This window comes from Vibrio sp. Isolate34, assembly GCF_022397915.1.
Taxonomy (GTDB): Bacteria; Pseudomonadota; Gammaproteobacteria; order Enterobacterales; family Vibrionaceae; genus Vibrio.
On record NZ_JAKEUO010000014.1, the window covers coordinates 43,689 to 60,239 of the forward strand.

The 16,551-nt window shown below is 43.4% G+C and carries 15 protein-coding genes and 1 pseudogene; 7 read left to right on the forward strand and 9 right to left on the reverse strand.

The genetic code is table 11. From position 1 onward, the window contains the following. Positions 1 to 6: 6 nt before the first annotated feature. Positions 7 to 675, reverse strand: coding sequence for a 5,6-dimethylbenzimidazole synthase (bluB, locus tag L1D22_RS15245; RefSeq protein ID WP_239830426.1), 669 nt, complete (start codon positions 673 to 675; stop codon positions 7 to 9). Positions 676 to 1,122: 447 nt separating this feature from the next. On the opposite strand from bluB, the gene L1D22_RS15250 reads away from it, so the two are divergent. The 3 genes from L1D22_RS15250 (at position 1,123) to L1D22_RS15260 (ending at position 3,541) form a co-directional block, all read left to right on the forward strand. After that, entirely contained in the window at positions 1,123 to 2,328 is a 1,206-nt protein-coding gene (locus L1D22_RS15250; protein WP_239830427.1) for a DEAD/DEAH box helicase, read from the forward strand. A 117-nt stretch (positions 2,329 to 2,445) separates the two neighbouring features. Continuing rightward, positions 2,446 to 2,850, forward strand: a complete 405-nt coding sequence (locus L1D22_RS15255; protein WP_239830428.1) for a PPC domain-containing DNA-binding protein — start codon at positions 2,446 to 2,448, stop codon at positions 2,848 to 2,850. A gap of 67 nt (positions 2,851 to 2,917) precedes the next feature. After that, complete coding sequence (locus L1D22_RS15260) at positions 2,918 to 3,541, forward strand: 3'-5' exonuclease (RefSeq protein ID WP_239830429.1); 624 nt, start codon at positions 2,918 to 2,920, stop codon at positions 3,539 to 3,541. A gap of 85 nt (positions 3,542 to 3,626) precedes the next feature. On the opposite strand, the gene L1D22_RS15265 is transcribed toward L1D22_RS15260, so the two are convergent. Continuing rightward, on the reverse strand, positions 3,627 to 4,463 hold the full coding sequence (locus L1D22_RS15265) for a DUF6279 family lipoprotein (RefSeq protein ID WP_239830430.1): 837 nt from the start codon (positions 4,461 to 4,463) through the stop codon (positions 3,627 to 3,629). Between the two features lie 284 nt (positions 4,464 to 4,747). Between L1D22_RS15265 and L1D22_RS15270 the strand changes: the two genes are divergently transcribed. Then, entirely contained in the window at positions 4,748 to 4,921 is a 174-nt protein-coding gene (locus tag L1D22_RS15270; RefSeq protein ID WP_017630126.1) for a hypothetical protein, read from the forward strand. Positions 4,922 to 5,046: 125 nt separating this feature from the next. Here L1D22_RS15270 and dbpA read toward each other — a convergent pair whose 3' ends face one another. The 5 genes and pseudogenes from dbpA to L1D22_RS15295 form a co-directional block, all read right to left on the reverse strand. Continuing rightward, positions 5,047 to 6,426: an ATP-dependent RNA helicase DbpA gene (gene dbpA, locus L1D22_RS15275; protein ID WP_017064348.1), complete on the reverse strand. Its 1,380-nt coding sequence runs from the start codon at positions 6,424 to 6,426 to the stop codon at positions 5,047 to 5,049. Positions 6,427 to 6,568: 142 nt separating this feature from the next. Further along, positions 6,569 to 7,945, reverse strand: a complete 1,377-nt coding sequence (locus L1D22_RS15280; RefSeq protein WP_239830431.1) for an IS4 family transposase — start codon at positions 7,943 to 7,945, stop codon at positions 6,569 to 6,571. Positions 7,946 to 8,086: 141 nt separating this feature from the next. Beyond that, complete coding sequence (locus L1D22_RS15285) at positions 8,087 to 8,995, reverse strand: aldo/keto reductase family oxidoreductase (RefSeq protein WP_239830432.1); 909 nt, start codon at positions 8,993 to 8,995, stop codon at positions 8,087 to 8,089. A 232-nt stretch (positions 8,996 to 9,227) separates the two neighbouring features. Next, the gene (locus L1D22_RS15290; RefSeq protein WP_239830433.1) at positions 9,228 to 9,815 is read right to left on the reverse strand and encodes a hypothetical protein; all 588 of its coding nucleotides are present in this window, start codon (positions 9,813 to 9,815) and stop codon (positions 9,228 to 9,230) included. A 209-nt stretch (positions 9,816 to 10,024) separates the two neighbouring features. Beyond that, a pseudogene (locus L1D22_RS15295) lies at positions 10,025 to 10,138 on the reverse strand (phosphate ABC transporter substrate-binding protein); the annotation flags it as partial. A 98-nt stretch (positions 10,139 to 10,236) separates the two neighbouring features. On the opposite strand from L1D22_RS15295, the gene L1D22_RS15300 reads away from it, so the two are divergent. Then, the gene (locus L1D22_RS15300; RefSeq protein WP_239830434.1) at positions 10,237 to 12,084 is read left to right on the forward strand and encodes a M3 family metallopeptidase; all 1,848 of its coding nucleotides are present in this window, start codon (positions 10,237 to 10,239) and stop codon (positions 12,082 to 12,084) included. A gap of 470 nt (positions 12,085 to 12,554) precedes the next feature. Here the strand turns inward: L1D22_RS15300 and L1D22_RS15305 are convergent, their stop codons facing one another. Together L1D22_RS15305 and L1D22_RS15310 are read right to left on the reverse strand one after the other, a co-directional pair. Beyond that, positions 12,555 to 13,388 carry a RecX family transcriptional regulator gene (locus L1D22_RS15305; protein ID WP_239830435.1) on the reverse strand — a complete coding sequence of 278 codons (834 nt, stop codon included), beginning with the start codon at positions 13,386 to 13,388 and terminating at the stop codon, positions 12,555 to 12,557. A gap of 164 nt (positions 13,389 to 13,552) precedes the next feature. Further along, the gene (locus tag L1D22_RS15310) at positions 13,553 to 15,157 is read right to left on the reverse strand and encodes a mechanosensitive ion channel family protein (protein ID WP_239830436.1); all 1,605 of its coding nucleotides are present in this window, start codon (positions 15,155 to 15,157) and stop codon (positions 13,553 to 13,555) included. A 251-nt stretch (positions 15,158 to 15,408) separates the two neighbouring features. Here L1D22_RS15310 and L1D22_RS15315 point away from each other — a divergent pair, with 251 nt between their 5' ends. Next, positions 15,409 to 15,657 carry a hypothetical protein gene (locus L1D22_RS15315; RefSeq protein ID WP_210442077.1) on the forward strand — a complete coding sequence of 83 codons (249 nt, stop codon included), beginning with the start codon at positions 15,409 to 15,411 and terminating at the stop codon, positions 15,655 to 15,657. A gap of 366 nt (positions 15,658 to 16,023) precedes the next feature. After that, positions 16,024 to 16,500, forward strand: a complete 477-nt coding sequence (locus L1D22_RS15320) for a hypothetical protein (protein ID WP_239830437.1) — start codon at positions 16,024 to 16,026, stop codon at positions 16,498 to 16,500. Positions 16,501 to 16,551 lie beyond the last annotated feature (51 nt).

The following is a 16,551-nucleotide window of genomic DNA, read 5'->3' on the forward strand; positions in this document are numbered from 1 at the left end:
AAGCAGTTACTTCCCATCTGTTTCTAATTGCTTTGGATTCCACTTCCCTTCATGAATCGCTGAATTCACATCTCTTCTTGGTAGCCAACCCATGGTTTCGAGTTCTGGCTTATCTTTGAAATGATCAACGTAGCCGATACATAAGTACGCCACGATATCGATGTCTTCGGGGATATCTAATGCGTCTCTCAGTGTTGAGTCGTGAAGGATACTCACCCACCCTAATCCTAGATTTTCGGCTCTTGCCGCAAGCCACAAGTTTTGAACCGCACAGACTGTGCTGTATAAGTCCATCTCTTGTTTGATGGTTCTACCTAACACAACCTTTCCGGTTCGATTGCGGTCGCAAGTCACACAGATGCCGATAGGTGATTCAACAATACCTTCCAACTTTAAGCGCTTATACATCGCCTGCTTTTCGTCGGTAAACATTTCAGCGGATTCTGCATGCGCTTGATTGAAGCCCGCTTTGATCTGTTGTTTGGTTTCGATATCACGAACGACGACAAAGTCCCAAGGCTGCATAAAACCGACACTGGGCGCATGGTGAGCGGCAGTTAACACACGCATCAGAACGTCTTCTGGGATCTCATCGGGAAGAAACTGTCCACGAACATCTCGGCGAGAAAAAATCGTTTTATATACTGCTTCGCGTTCATTCAGCGTAATTTCCATACTTCCCTCTCTTATCATCGTCTTATTGAGCCAGTATTATCCAACTAAAGTGTCTATGTAGCTAGGGCGTGCTGACCTTTCGTGGTTAAATTTTGTTCGAGATAAAAGCGTTTTAATCGCGGCGAGGGAGAAGTAGCCTAGTCATTCTAAGCAAATCTCCCTCAACAAAGAGTAAAACGCTTTTTGCGGGGGCGCCCAGCTCGAACCCTTCGGGCAGCGTTTGCTGGTCATTTTTACTACGTTATCGGCTTCTCATGTAGGCTAGCTACACATCGGTGCCTCTGCCTTGTATAAATACCCAGCAACTCACTGCAAAAATCAGCTCGAAAGATCAACATGCCCTAGTAGTACACAAGCAACATGGTAGAATGCCGCCATTAATCTTATCCTTGTATAAGATTGTTGAACCTTTCCATCGCTATTTAGCCAAATCATACCGAGAAACTTATGCCATTTTCCAAGCTTGGATTAAGCTCACCTATTGTTAAAGCCGTTGCAAAACAAGGCTATGAAAAGCCAACCTCGATTCAAGAAAAAGCAATTCCGATTGTACTTTCTGGTAAGAACCTTATTGCGGCTGCACAAACAGGTACAGGTAAAACTGCGAGCTTTGTTCTCCCTATCTTAGAAATGCTAAGCAAAGGTGAAACGCAGCGTAAAAAACGTATTCGCGCCGTGATTCTTACACCGACTCGTGAGCTAGCTGTTCAGGTTGAACAGAACATCACTAAGTACGCCAAGTTCTTAAACCTAACATCATTAGCGATGTACGGTGGTGTCTCTTACCAACATCAAAAAGATCGTCTGATTGAAGGTGTTGATATTCTAGTGGCAACACCAGGGCGTTTGATCGACATGTATGGTCAACGCGCGGTTCACTTTGATGAAGTTGAAGTATTAGTACTGGATGAAGCAGACCGCATGCTAGACATGGGCTTCATCGAAGACATCAACAAGATCATCGCTCGTTTGCCGCAAGATGTGCAAAACCTGCTGTTCTCAGCAACGCTTTCAACGCCAGTTCGTGCGCTAGCGAAAAGTGCTATCAGCGAAGCGGAAGAGATTTCAATTGCCAAAACTGACGCGTCTAAAGCGAACATTGAGCAATGGTTGGTAACGGTAGATAAAGACCGCAAGTCAGCACTATTGAGCCACATGATTACCGAAGGTAATTGGGATCAAGCGCTTATCTTTATCGAAACCAAGCACGGCGCGGCTAAGTTGGTGGCTCAACTTGAAAAACGTGGCATTCATGCTGAAGCGTTCCACAGTGGACGCAGCCAAGCGATCCGTGAAAAGATCTTGGCTGACTTCAAGAAAGGCCGCCTAAAATACTTAGTAGCGACTGGCGTTGCTGCTCGTGGTATCGATATCGATAACCTAAGCCGCGTAGTGAACTACGACCTGCCTTTCCCAGCTGACGACTACGTTCACCGTATTGGTCGTACAGGCCGTGCTGATGCATCTGGTGAAGCGATCTCTTTCCTATCAAAAGACAACTTCAAAAACCTGTGCATTATTGAAAAGCGTCTTGGTCACCTGATTGAGCGCCGTGTAGTGGAAGGTTTCGAGCCACGCAAAGAAGTGCCGATTTCAGTGCTGAACTTCGTTCCTAAGAAGAAAAGAGAGCAGCAAGAGAAAGAAGGCAAGTAACTATCAAAGCTTAACTAGCAACGATAACGTGTTAGCCGATGTATTACTTAAACGAAGCCCCATGTGGCTTCGTTTTGTTCTTTGATACACAGATAAAGATAAAACAGAGGTATTGAGATGATTACTCCTATCGCAACGAGATTAACCCGAGGCCAAGACCTAAAGCTTGAGATCCAGAGGCTAGTGACAGCGCACAATATCTTGGCAGGCTCCATCGCATCTTGTGTCGGGTGTGTTTCTCAACTCAATATTCGGTTAGCTAATGCCAACAATACCAAGCGAGTTCAAGCTCCGTTTGAAATCGTATCTGTGATGGCAACGTTAACGCCTAACCACCAGCACGTTCATATATCCGTTGCTGATGAAAATGGCGATGTGATTGGCGGGCATCTACTGGAAGGAACGATTATCGCCACCACAGCTGAGTTGATTGTTCACCGTTACGATACTTTGACCTTCAACAGAGAGCATGATGATTCGACGGGTTACACTGAGCTCACTATCAGCAGTAACACACAATAGCTTCACTGATAGCAGCGCTAAACGCCTCATATAAAGCGATACCACCCAATAGTAATTAGGAAACACGATGGCTCCAAACTCCGCAGACTCCGTTATCGTTCTCGATTTCGAAACCACAGGCTTATCACCAAACATGGGTGACCGAGCGATTGAAATCGGTGCGGTGAAACTCGTTAACGGCGAAGTCGTCGACACCTTCCAACAACTGATGAACCCAGGGTTTCGTGTCAGTGGATTCATTGAAGGTTATACCGGAATCAGTAACCGTATGTTAAGCACGGCGGCCAGTTGCAGTGAAGTAATGGATGAGTTTGCAGACTTTATTCAAGACAGCCAACTTGTCGCTCACAATGCTTCATTTGATAAGCGCTTTCTTGATGCGGAATTAGATAATATTGGTCGCGGTTACAATGGACAATTTGCCTGCTCAATGCTGATTGCTCGTCGTCTAATCCAATATGCACCGACTCATAAGCTAGGCGACCTTGTGCGTTTCAAAAATATCGACAACGACGGTACTTTCCACCGAGCATTAGCCGACTCAGAAATGACAGCTAGACTGTGGTTATTGATGATTGATGAACTGCAAAGCGACCACGGTATTCAACAGCCAAGCTTTCAACTGATGCAAAAAATATCGAAGACAGCGAAAGGCTCTATTCCAAAGCTGTTGATGAGTAATCGAGCTTAAAACCCTTACAGTGTGATAAGACGTTAAAAGCTGATTGGTTTAACACGATCAGCCTTTCTAGTTATTAACGAAGCTTGCTTGTACCCTACTCCTGCAGTGTCACCAGTGTAGATTTGAGGCTCTCTAATTCATTCATGAAATAAGACCATTGCTTATCACTACTGGTTGCGGCGATATCCACCAAGAATTTGGCTGATGTCTGCATATTCTTATTAAGCTTAGATTCCAATTCGTCTGGATAATAAGCTTCGTTGTTCAGAAGCAAGTTCATAATAATTGGCTGAGCGATATGTAGGTCACTCTTCTTTTCCATCAATGTTGTGAGGTCTTGGTAGGTATTATTTTGATATTGGCGCCAGCTATCGTTGGTATTCACCCACTCTTGAGACCAAGTATATATAATCTGTTTTTGTTCTTTCGATACCGATCCTAGCCATCGCTCTAGTCTCTCTTCTATCCGGTTTCGATATCGCTTTCTGGAATCTTCGTCATTCAACGACAATCTTTCTTCGTAATAGTCTTGCTGCTTTTCTCTAAAGTTTTTTAAGAACTCGCTATCTTGCTTAGGGCTAAGTTGCATACTTAACGCGTAAACATCGGGTGCAAACTTATTAACGATCGCGCGAATATGATTTTTAATTTGCTCGCTTTGGTCGACGACAAACGCAGAGTTCATATCAGGGCGAGTAATACTTTGAATCACTTCTAATTGCGAAATGTACAATGGGAGTTGAGTTTCTTTATGCCAGGCTTGCAATGAGTCTAGGCGAGCTTCTAGCTCAGACTCTTGGCTATTGGATAACGAAACAAAGTCCTCGATATAGCTGACCGCAAACCAACTGATATTGTTATAGGCGAATTTCGTCCCACACCCAGCAAATAGGAAGCACACCAATATCATTAACCAACGGCATTTTCTCATTACACCCTCTCACAACCCTTTACTGTTCAGCGAACCTGTAAGCAGCCTTATCAGATTCACTCTTGATCTTATAACATTAGCTATAAAAGCAACTCTTCGTAAAAACTTTCAGATAAATTGAGACTTCACCTTGCTAAACTGTCTATTTAGGCAAATGATTAAACTAAAAATAATTAACGGCAGTGATATAACTTGATTTTTATTACTCATTTGACGTAATACGAACCCTATAAAAGAAAACGGGTTAGCGTATTTTCAAATGATTGATATTTGGGAGGCAAGCTATGGCCGCTATTCCTGAGCACCCAAGCGATTTAGAATATGAGCTTTGTTATTTTGACGATGGTTCAATAACCACAATCACGATATTCGTTCACAATCGACAGGAAGCAATGAATTGGTATGTTAGCGAAGGAAAACATATCAACGATCTTTATTCGATAAGACCCGATGAATAATGCTTTGATATAGAGGACTAGGTCGATAAACCTGAGAGAAGAAACTTGAGTGACACTTTGTGGAAAACCCTTTACCGCTTCGCCGTTAATAATGGCAGCTCGCAGTAAAGGGCTTCAGTCTCGAATTACTTCAGGATTCGGGCGCGAAATTGACGACCCTTCATTTTACCTGATTCGATCTTGTTCAGTGCTTTCTTAGCGACAGAGCGTTCTACAGCAACGTAAGCGCGCATTGCGAACAAGTTGATCTTGCCTACTGATTTACCATCAATACCACCTTGACCAGTCAATGCACCAAGTATATCGCCTGCACGAAGCTTAGCTTTCTTACCGCCATCAATCTGAATGGTTACCATGTTTGAGTAGTACGGCTTAGCAATAGGTTTTGCTGGAAGCTCAGATGGCTCAATCGGCATATCCATGTACTCATCAATTTGAGCAACACGGTACATCTCTTTCTCGCTAAAGAAGCTGATAGCGACGCCTTTGCTTCCTGCACGGCCAGTACGACCAATGCGGTGTACGTGAACTTCAGGGTCGCGAGACAATTCAAAGTTGAATACTGCGTCTAGGTTATCAACATCAAGACCACGAGCCGCAACGTCTGTCGCAACTAGAATCGAGATCGTTTTGTTTGAGAACTGAACCAAAGCTTGGTCACGTTCACGTTGCTCCATGTCGCCATGAAGTTCGATAACGCTGAAACCACGGTGGCTTAGCTCATCGTTTACGTTCTGCACTTCTTTCTTGGTGTTACAGAACACAACCGCAGATTCCGGTTGGTGATGAAGTAGCAGCAACTCTAGAGCGTCATCACGAGCTTCAGAACCTTCTAACTTATAGAAGTGTTGCTGGATGCTTGAGTGATCGTGCGTTGATTCAACCTTCACCATTTCTGGGTTACGCATAATGCGGTCTGCAACAGATTTGATCTGTTTAGGGAAAGTTGCACTGAATAGCAGAGTTTGGCGTTCTTTTGGCGCCGCTTCAATCACTGCATCCAAAGCGTCTTGGAAACCCATCTCTAGCATGCGGTCGGCTTCATCTAACACAAGTGTGTTCAGCTCAGACAGGTCAATGCGGCCTTTCTCTAGGTGGTCAAGGATACGACCAGGAGTACCCACAAGAATGTGTGCGCCATGCTCTAGTGAACCAATCTGTGGGCCCATTGGCATACCGCCACATAGTGTCAGCACTTTAATATTGTGAATACCACGAGCAAGAGTACGGATCTCTTTTGCTACTTGGTCTGCAAGCTCACGAGTCGGACATAACACTAAAGACTGAACACGGAAACGCTTAACGCGTAGGTTCTGCAGCACGCCTAAACCAAAAGCAGCTGTTTTACCTGAACCCGTTTTACCCTGACCGATAACGTCCTTGCCATTTAGGATAGTAGGAAGACTTAACGCTTGGATCGGCGTCATTTCAGTATAACCAAGAGAATCTAACGTATTTAGAAGCTCTGGTTTAAGGGCGATTGAAGAGAATTTTGAAGTGCTCAATGGAAATATCCAACTGGTGAAAAACAGAGTGCATTATGAGTGTTTTTGAAAATTATTCCACCTTAATCACAGTTTTGAAGCAACATGTTAGGCTAACACAAAAAAGCCAGCTTCTTAGCCTGTCTCTTGATCACAAGTCTGGTTATTCAAGAGACTTAGCGAGTTCATACCCTTCAAGGATGGTTTGTAACCTAAACCATCCTTGCCATAACGTCTTTATAGAAGCGCGACCTGTTCGCTTGGTATTCTTCCAACCACCTAACCGAGCAATACCGTTGTAAGCCCATGATATATTAGGCGCTTCTTTCGGTAGTTTTTTGCTCTCCAACTTGAGCCACATTAACTTCCACGCTTTGCCTTTTAATACCTGCTCACAACTGGTCTTAGATAACTCGTCTGATTCATTCATAAACCTCAACTGGAGTAACCGAGTCGCGATAAAAGCCAAAACAACGCTGAGCCTTTCTAAGTTATCCTTACTTTGCATTCTCAGTTGCTCAACTTCAGTCCCTTCACTTTTCCAGACTTTATGAAAATCTTCTATTAGCCAGCGCCGCTCATAATAACTGACGATTTTGAATGCCTCTTCCTTGCTCGTTATCGGCTCTGAAGTCAGTAAGTGCCATGCGAGCTTATTATCACTCTCTCCTTGTTCTATACATCCCACGTAGTAAAGCGGAATGTTATCGAACTCTTTCTTGTTAGCAGGAGACTTAAGTGTCACGGGGGCATACTTAATATCTAAATGAGCCTTGCGAGCTTTACGACCGCCTTTTTGCGGTATTTCGAGCACTTTCTCTCCGGCTGACAACAGGGTAGAGGCATAGCTATAAAGACGATTATCATGCTCTTCAATACAGCGACTTTGCATTGAGCGAACGAGGAATCTTTGTTGTTGCTCTCGCTTGTAAGTGAGGTATTCAAAGAGGTCTGCTTCTCTATCGCACACCGAAATGACATCCGAAATTTTATCGCCAAGTCGCTCAGCGACATGGCGAGAGGCTTGTTCCCATTTATAACTTTCTTTCTCTTTGTATGGTCGAATCGCATGCTGGTGCCTTTGACCTCGCTTTTCTATATCACGAGTCCAGCGCTGTTGTTCAATTAAACCAATAACAGATTGAGTGTCGGGAGCAAAAAGTAAGGTTGAGTGTACGAACATGGCGCGATGTCGATTGCCTTGATTGGAGTGCCCGAGTTCATCTCGAATGCTGCGATGGGAGTAACTGAGAGAAGTGTTGTCTTCTAAGGCAAGAAGTGTTTGTTGCTCTAATGCTTCTTGTGCGGTGACATAAAACCCCGCTTCTGCGATATCTTCTGCTTTGATTTGCTCATTACGGATGAAGCGATAAGCCCCTTCCATTTCAGCAGGAGAGATAATGAGTTTCGAGACAGGTACGCCAGGTTGCTCGGCCAGTGAGGCTGCGAGAGCAACGAGTCTTTGAGTGCGTCTAGGGTCATTCAGGTGGGCTTGACCGAACTGTTTTTGTGCCCAAAGGGTTGGCTCTATATAAGTCATGATAATCATCCTTGTCATTGCTTAGATGATCAGATCATGAAACCTAAAAATAGTTCAAAAAAAAATCCCCAAGCGTGGCTTAGGGATTTGTGTATAAGAGACAGGCTTCTTAGCTGGCTTTTGCTTCATACGAATTGCTTCCTATGGCACACCGTGACCTTTAGATGCCACCCATACGCGGTACCACTGCTCGCGAGTCAGTTCAATTTTCAGTGAATCAACGGCCGTCTTCACACGTTCAATCTTACCTGAGCCAATAATCGCAATTGGATTAGACGGTAAACGGCGAACCCAAGCGTAAATCACTTGATCAATGCTGTCTGCACCCACTTCTTGACGAATCGCTTCGAGTTCATTACGAACACGAATCGCTTGTGCTGAATCTCCACTGAAGATGCTACCACCACCAAGACAAGACCACGCCATTGGGCGAATGCGGTTCATCTGTAGCTGATCTAAGGTGCCATCATGGGCAACTTCGAAGTTCAGTGGGTTAATTTCAACTTGGTTGGTTACTAATGGCTTACCAAGGCGAGATTGAAGCAGTTCGAACTGACGCGGTGAAAAGTTAGAAACACCAAAATGCTTAACTTTACCGACTTTATGCAACTCTGCGAACGCTTCAGCTACTTCATCTGCATCCATCAGTACGTCTGGGCGGTGAATCAACAATACGTCGATATCATTAACACCTAAGCGCTCTAGTGAGTTATTTACTGATTGGTAAATATGATGTGCGCTGGTGTCATAGTGATTGATCTTACGATCAGGAGTGTGGTCACCACACAAGTTAATGTCGCACTTGGTGACGATTTGAATATCATCACGAAGGCTCGGCTCAAGCGCTAATGCTTCACCAAACAACTTTTCACATTGGTAGTTACCATAAATATCCGCGTGATCAACAGTTGTGATGCCAAGATCAATGTGCTGCTTAAGGAAAGTTAGGCGTTGTTGCGGGGTCATGCCCCATTCAGCTGTACGCCAGTATCCTTGCACCAATTCAGAAAGTTCTGGGCCTTGTGGCGCTGTCGTTACTCTTGCAACCATGGGTTGTCTCCTTTATCAATACTGAACGTATCCTAAGCTCGTTTTACCGAAGGCTCAACGTATAACAAATGGCAAAAGTAAACGCTTGCCAAAAATGTGAGAGCCACAGAAAAACGAACACTTAAATGAATAATAACTTGCTGTCTGCCCGTGAACCGTTATTACAAAAGGCTTGTTTACTCTAATGAACTACAAAATAATGAATTACGAAAGCATCTATAAATTTGAGCAATTAAAAGCGATTTAGTTCAACCGTTAAGTTCTCACCATCACTCTGTAACTGAACCCAAGGAGAAGACGAACTCGCAGAAGATGAGCTAGGAACGTTCCATAAACTCACTTGATCGGATGAATGGTGTGGCGTATTGATAAATTCAACGAGCTGCTTATCTACCTCATCAAAACCAACGCCCTCACGTTTTGCGTGTTCGAGTTGAGCGACGACATCGAACTCATCTTCCCCAATACGAATTGAACTGAGAGCAAAGCCATCTTGACGAAGGTAAGCCTGAAGCTTGGTATAACTTAGGTTTGAATACGGCAAGCTCAAGCGAACCACTTCAATGCTTGATTCACCTAGCTCCAGTTCAACATAAACATCAAGATCGTAATATTTGGTTTGGTCGCTGCAAAGCAGAGTGCCTTCTATGTCACCACAATCCATAAGGTCGACATCGTTGATATAGTTTTGAGAACTTGGCTGAACAGAATTTGTGTTGAATACCGTTCGTAGCCACCAGCTTTCGGTTGCTTGTACGGAGAATGCAATGGTATTCAAAACCAGTAACAAAGATAAGATTAAGGTAGGAAAAGTTCTCATGATTGTGCTTATTTTGCGCGATAAGAACCGTCCATTATACGCGACCAATCAACAAACAAACGCGAGAGCCACAAATTTAGGCGAAAAAAAACGGGCATACATGCCCGCTAGATAAATTCTATCGCCGAATAACGTAATCCGTCACGTTGAGAACCATTACGGAACTAACAATAACATTCCGATGATTTACATACAATACATCATGCCGATTATTTATAGCCACCTTCTATTGCTGGCTCTTCAAGCGATAATCTTACTTTATTGCGTTGAATGGCTTCTGGCGGCAAACTAATGAAACCATATTGATTCAACACGCTTTGATGAATAAGGTAACTTATATGCCGTCATACTTAACATCACAAAATACATTTTATGAATGTGTCATAATCTTGAAATTCAAGCGCTATTTTCAAGGAATATCATGACTGCAACGAACTATCTCAACCAATTGAATCAAAAGTATCTTGCGACTCATAAAGCAAAAGAAGACTTCTTTTGGGATACTTACATGGGCATCAGTGACGACCATGACGGCTCGACACAAGCGCAAACTCAGTGGACCGAATTTCTTAGTGCAGCTGAACAAATCACGGCTATCGAAAAACACATTTCTGCCATTGATGAGATTCAAGACGTTCAAGAAAAAGAGAGCACATTAACAGGACTGAATGGCTGGTTAGCGACCTTTAAATCTCACGCTATCGAATCCCAACTATCTCAGGCGCTAAAAACCGACCTCATCAAGTTCGAAGCAGAGCTGTTTGAGAAAAAACAGAATCACGTGATGACTTACGTAAATGAAGCGGGACAAGAAACAGAAGGCTCGCTTCCTGTCCTAGGTTCAACAGTAAGAACCAATAACAATGAAAAAGTTAGGCTTTCGGCGCATCAAGCACTATTAGGACTTGAACAATGGCTTCTGTCCAATGGTTTCATTGAGCTCATCAAAAAGCGCAATCAATTTGCTCAATCACTGGGCTTTAAGACTTTTTTTGATTACTCCGTTGTGAAGACCGAACAGATGACGACCGAGCAACTGTTTACGATTCTGGATGACTTTGAAGCTCGTACACGCGATAGCCATCAAAAAAGTCTAACGAACTTAGCTCAGCAGAAAGGCCAGAGCGCACTTGAAGCACATAACTTTACCTACTCTTTTGCTGGTGACGTTATGAATGACTTAGACCCTTATGTTCCCTTTTCAAAATCACTGAGACGCTGGATAGAATCTTTCGGTCGACTGAACATCGAATACTCTCAAGCGACATTGAAATTGGATCTGCTTGATCGCAAAGGAAAATACCCAAATGGCTTCTGTCATGGGCCAATCCCTTCTTTCTACGATCAAGGTGAATGGGTTGCCGCTCAAGTGAACTTCACTAGCAATGCTAAACCCGATCAAATAGGCAGTGGTTATGATGGGATTAACACCTTGTTCCACGAAGGTGGTCACGCTGCGCACTTTGCCAACGTAAAAATGAACGCTCCGTGTTTCTCTCAAGAGTTCGCCCCAACGTCAATGGCATATGCGGAAACTCAATCGATGTTCTGCGACAGCTTATTGAACGACGCCGATTGGCTAAAACAGTACGCGCTTAATTCAGAAGGCCAAGCTGTACCAGATGAATTGATAAAGGCCATCATCGACAACAAACAGCCGTTCCGCGCTTACCAAGAACGCAGCATTCTCGTGGTTCCGTACTTTGAGCGAGCTCTATACGAGATCGCTGATGAAGATCTGACGCCTGAAAATATCACGGCGCTTGCCCGCAGCAGTGAAAAGAAGATTCTGGGATTAGATTGCAGCCCTCGCCCACTGATGGCGATCCCGCACTTATTGTCTGATGAAGCCTCTTGCGCATATCAAGGTTACTTATTGGCTCATATGGCGGTGTACCAAACACGTGCATATTTCACCGAGAAGTTTGGCTACTTAACAGATAACCCAGAGATCGGGCCTTTGTTGGCTGAGCACTATTGGCATCAAGGTAATAGCGTGAACCATAATGGGACAATACAAAGCCTTACTGGGGAAGGCTTCAATGCCAAATACCTTGCCGACGAGTGTAACTTATCACCAGAACAGGCATGGGCGATTGAAGAGCAAAAAATCAAACAACTGGCTTCTCGTGAACGTGCACAAGTCGCTGATTTGAATGCGAAGATATCGATTGTTGATGGTGCAACTGAATTAGCGAATAACGCAAAGTCGAATGACCAAATGTGTGATGATTTTGAGCACTTTATTGTAGAGCAATACGGGCGATAGCTTGTGTTTTAGGACTAATGACAAAGGCAAAAATGAGTAGCAATATAGCTCATTTTTGCCCAGTATCATTTAGAGTTTATAGCAATCACAGTAAATAACTGCTCAAAAGTAGCGTAGGAATAAAGCTAGAGTAACCTGTTATTTACTACGATTGGTATAATGCACCTTGGGCGGTTCCTATGTTAGCCGAACAGCCGAAAAACGAGCTAATGACAGAAGTAGACACGAATATAAAAAGGCTGAGCTAAGTATTGCCATGTGGCAATTATCTCGGTTTAACTTATTTTCGCTCTCAGCCTTGGCTTAAATTCTGATTGTTCATTTTCTTGGTAATCTAGGCGTTTTTTTATTTGTTTTTCAAGTTCTTCTGAGAGGTCTCGCTTGGCACTGCGCTCGATAACTTTCATCTCTTTACGCAGGGCGAGTTTATCATGGACATCGAGATAGGATAGGAAATTTTTCTGACTTGGTTACTCATTCCCTTCACTTAACGCGAATTTAATCTCGTCGGATGAAAAACCTTTGCGGCTCAACATAGCGTAAGCCTTTGAACGTTCTTTATGATCGTTTAGGTCATAAGATTTTTTCTGAAGCTGTTCCAAACAAGAAGAGTAAAAGTCCAATTGCTCTTCATTGATCAATCGGTCGATCAACGTTGACAGTTCAGTGGTATCGATTTGTCGCTGTCTAAGTTCTTGTTGGATAGCGGTTAAGCCTTTCCCTTTGCGAGCATACTTGAGCACTTCCTTCTCCAAATCCGCTTTGTCGGCCTTGATTTGGATATTGCTTTTCAGTTCATGCGCTTGTGGGTGCTGATCGATGGCAACTTTGACCTGCTGATAACTAAAGCCACGTTTTTGCAGTGCGGCGACTAACTTTTCACGGCTCATGGTAAAGCTTGTGTAGTAGTTGTTGATGCGTTCGATCAAGATAGTCTGTTCATCGATATTTTTTTCTGCAGAAACCTTATGAATGGCATCAGCAATAATCGAATCGGAGAGCCCCTTCTTCTTCAGTTTCTCGACGATGTATCGAGATCCAAATTCACCGAAGAAGGCTTGTTCTGCGAATTGCTCAGCAAAATCTTGGTCGGATTTAAGATAGCCGTAACCTTTCAAGTTGCTCAAGGTTTCATTGATCCAATCTTGATTGTCCGTTTTCACTTTCAACTTCGCAATCAACTCGCTTTCCGTCATGTCTCTCTGGGTTAAATGCCACATCGCAGAGTTCATGACACTTTCGATTCGCGTCGCTTTTCTTACCGTTGTATTTCTCGTTTTTGGGTTTTGCTGTGAATCATCCATTCGATTTCAACTATCCAGACTGAGCCTGCCCCATGATAACGCAATTCTGACTAGCGTGAAGTGACATAAAAGAACGAGATTCAGATAAACTAACCTCCAACAAAAATGGACACCTATTCGGCGTCCATTTGATTGTCACATGAAGAAATCGATTCTTAGACGAATTAACTCTCTTCGTGATTGTAAATATGCACATCTCGTTGCGGGAATGGAATCGTGATGCCTTCTTCATCGAAGCGTTTCTTCACAGTTTCCGTCACATCCCAATACACATCCCAGTAATCGTCTGTCTTAACCCACGGTCTTACCACGAAGTCTACAGAAGATGTATTTAAGGTATGCAGCTTAATCATGTGCTCCGGCTTTTTAAGCACTAGAGGGTGCGCAATAATGATATCGTTCAATACTGCTTTTGCTTTATCGATGTCATCTGAATAACCAATACCAAACACCATGTCCACACGTCTCACTCGCTCTGCTGTGATGTTATTAATAACGTCACCCCAGATCTTGTTGTTCGGGATCACCAAGCGTTGGTTATCAATCGTTTGAACCGTGGTCGATACTAAGCTCATGTCTTTTACTGTGCCTTGAACGCCCGCGACTTTAACCATGTCACCAACATCGTAAGGACGGTAAATCAAGATCATCAAACCAGACGCGAAATTAGACAGCGTATCTTGCAATGCAAAACCAATGATGACACCCGCGACACCGAAACCGGTTAATAGCGGTGCTAGCTCGATCCCTATTTGAGACAAGGCGATAAGCAAACCGACAAACACGACCGCTTTGGATGCGATTGATACAAAGAAGTCTTGCATCAATACACTAAAGTCCATCTTAGAGTGCGAAACACTCTTGCGAACCGTCTTACGAGCAACGTTAGCAATTAGGCGAGTGACGTACAAAATACCGAGAAACAGAGCCAGTTTAACGATAAAAGAAGGGGTATTTTCAAAAGCCCATGAACTGAACGAACGTAGCCAACCGTCTAGTAGCTCTAGCGCGACATCGACATCCAATACATCGGCGTTAATGTCGCCCGTCGTTGCTAATAGCACGCGCTTGTATGAGGTTACATCGACGCCAAACGGTTCCATCAAGGTGATGGTTTCTTCTAAGCTCGCCACCATAACGCTGGTACGCTCACTGAAGCGTTCCAGCTCCTTTTTAATAACCGCTTTTTCTTCTTCATTCACGAAAGACAGGCGTGCTTCGAGATCTTGTCGCTGTGTATCGGTGTAAAGAATGGCGTTGGTCAGATATTTAGAACGAGCCACCAGCGTTCTTTTGAGATCAGTTTCAGGGACGGCAACATCAATACCACGCTCTTTTGACCAATTTAAGGTCTTAGCAAGCTGCTGATAATAGATATCCATCATTCTAATTCGTTTTTGAATACGCAATTCAAGGCGTTTTTTAGCGTCCCCTTCAGCTGAACGGTTTTCTTTACTCATTAAAACGATTTTAGTTTCATTCAATGACAGCAATTTTTGTAGTAGTTCAACCTGCTGAGCAAGAATAATATCGAGCCCTTCTTTCTTGTCTGATGATAACTGGGTGAATATATCTTCGCGCAAGCCTTGATTCTTACGCCTTAATATATCTTCAAGAAAGGGTTTCTCAGCATCGTGCGCCGTTTCTAGTGTTGCCAAATCGAGCATCAACTGATCTTGTACTTGTGCTATTTTCTCGACGCTTTGCGCATAACTTCCAAATGCGACAAACGCCAACATTAACAATAGACAACGCCAAACCTTCATCATATTAATTCCTATTATTGTCTAAATTGACCCTATAAATAGTAGTAAAAAGAATATGGATAACAAGCATTTAAGGTATGTTGTGTTAAAATTTCGCAAAATATCAGTCCGCATCTAATATTTGAGAGTTCCAATCCCCTCTTATGACCTGTAGAGTACGCAACCAACAAAGAACAACGGCCAATATCTTCACCTAGGCACATGCATTAAAATGCCTTGAATCCGATGTTGGCTCACAGCAAGAGAGCAGAAAAATGAACAACGAACTTGATGTTATTGAGTCTCTAGAAGAGCTAGAAAAATTCCTAATTTCAGTGGAAGCTGGCGGTTTGGGACTTGAAGGGGTTGAAGGCGTAGGCATGGCAACCAATAATTCAGATGGTCGTCACTTCGTTGCTGTATTCAACAGCAGCCACAAAGTTCTACTTGCTCGTTGGATCACTCAAGAAGTCTTTGAAAATGGTAAAGACCTAGTGCGTAACGGCCCACGCCGTAATCACTAAGGTTACCTATAAGAAGGCTTGGAGTTCTGAACTTCAACGCTAGTGGAAGAAGCCCAATCGAGTTCCTAACGAACGGTTGGGCTTTTTTGTATCTGTTTTATCGCTCTTTTTTATTCAATCGAACACCTTTGCTAATTATATACTGCTCAATGGAAGTCACGACTTTGGTCAACAAAACAGCGAATAGCAAAAAAGAACAGATTATTATGAACTTAAGTAAAAATAGGATGCCTTAGCTACTGAGTTTGGCGTTTATGTGCCCCTGTGACTTTTACAATTTTATGACTTGTGGCACGCAGCAAAGTTATCTAAGCTAGCCTGCTTCTAACCCGTGTTAAATACTAACTGATTCGATTACTGACTGATTTGCTGAATACAACGCTACTCTTTTTATCCCAACAGAACCGCCAACAAAAGCAATCGCTTTGGGCGCTTCTTCTTACCGGCCTGGTTATCGTAACTTGTCTGGCAAGTACGCTATCTGCAAATAAAGTGACGTTTTCTAAGGCTTCTGTTAGCCAATCAGCACACATGGGATCTGAAACCAGCGATCCCCAAGCCACTATCGCTTCATTTGAAAAAATGTCTGAGCTTTATGCCAGCGTTTTTGGTTCAGATGCGTCTAAGTCACTGACGGCACCGAATTCTAGCGCCTGTGACCTGAGCTCAAAAATGCTCACCTTCGCCACGCCGAAAACCGGTTGGCTAATCCCTTTCATTCTATTTATCGCTGTCGCATTCAGCCTTTCACCTCATATATCGAGATTATCTAGAGACAACCATCCCTCTACTCGACCAACAAAACACCGCCTACACCTAAAGCACTGTATATTTAGAGAGTAAATAACCGGGCTATTCCACCCTTTTATTTATTTTTTGGAGATACATTTGTGT

Coding starts and splice junctions, on each gene's coding strand:
- bluB (WP_239830426.1), bottom strand. CDS start 675: ATGGAAATTACGCTGAATGAACGCGAAGCAGTATATAAAACGATTTTT.
- L1D22_RS15250 (WP_239830427.1), top strand. CDS start 1,123: ATGCCATTTTCCAAGCTTGGATTAAGCTCACCTATTGTTAAAGCCGTT.
- L1D22_RS15255 (WP_239830428.1), top strand. CDS start 2,446: ATGATTACTCCTATCGCAACGAGATTAACCCGAGGCCAAGACCTAAAG.
- L1D22_RS15260 (WP_239830429.1), top strand. CDS start 2,918: ATGGCTCCAAACTCCGCAGACTCCGTTATCGTTCTCGATTTCGAAACC.
- L1D22_RS15265 (WP_239830430.1), bottom strand. CDS start 4,463: ATGAGAAAATGCCGTTGGTTAATGATATTGGTGTGCTTCCTATTTGCT.
- L1D22_RS15270 (WP_017630126.1), top strand. CDS start 4,748: ATGGCCGCTATTCCTGAGCACCCAAGCGATTTAGAATATGAGCTTTGT.
- L1D22_RS15280 (WP_239830431.1), bottom strand. CDS start 7,945: ATGACTTATATAGAGCCAACCCTTTGGGCACAAAAACAGTTCGGTCAA.
- L1D22_RS15285 (WP_239830432.1), bottom strand. CDS start 8,995: ATGGTTGCAAGAGTAACGACAGCGCCACAAGGCCCAGAACTTTCTGAA.
- L1D22_RS15290 (WP_239830433.1), bottom strand. CDS start 9,815: ATGAGAACTTTTCCTACCTTAATCTTATCTTTGTTACTGGTTTTGAAT.
- L1D22_RS15300 (WP_239830434.1), top strand. CDS start 10,237: ATGACTGCAACGAACTATCTCAACCAATTGAATCAAAAGTATCTTGCG.
- L1D22_RS15305 (WP_239830435.1), bottom strand. CDS start 13,388: ATGGATGATTCACAGCAAAACCCAAAAACGAGAAATACAACGGTAAGA.
- L1D22_RS15310 (WP_239830436.1), bottom strand. CDS start 15,157: ATGATGAAGGTTTGGCGTTGTCTATTGTTAATGTTGGCGTTTGTCGCA.
- L1D22_RS15315 (WP_210442077.1), top strand. CDS start 15,409: ATGAACAACGAACTTGATGTTATTGAGTCTCTAGAAGAGCTAGAAAAA.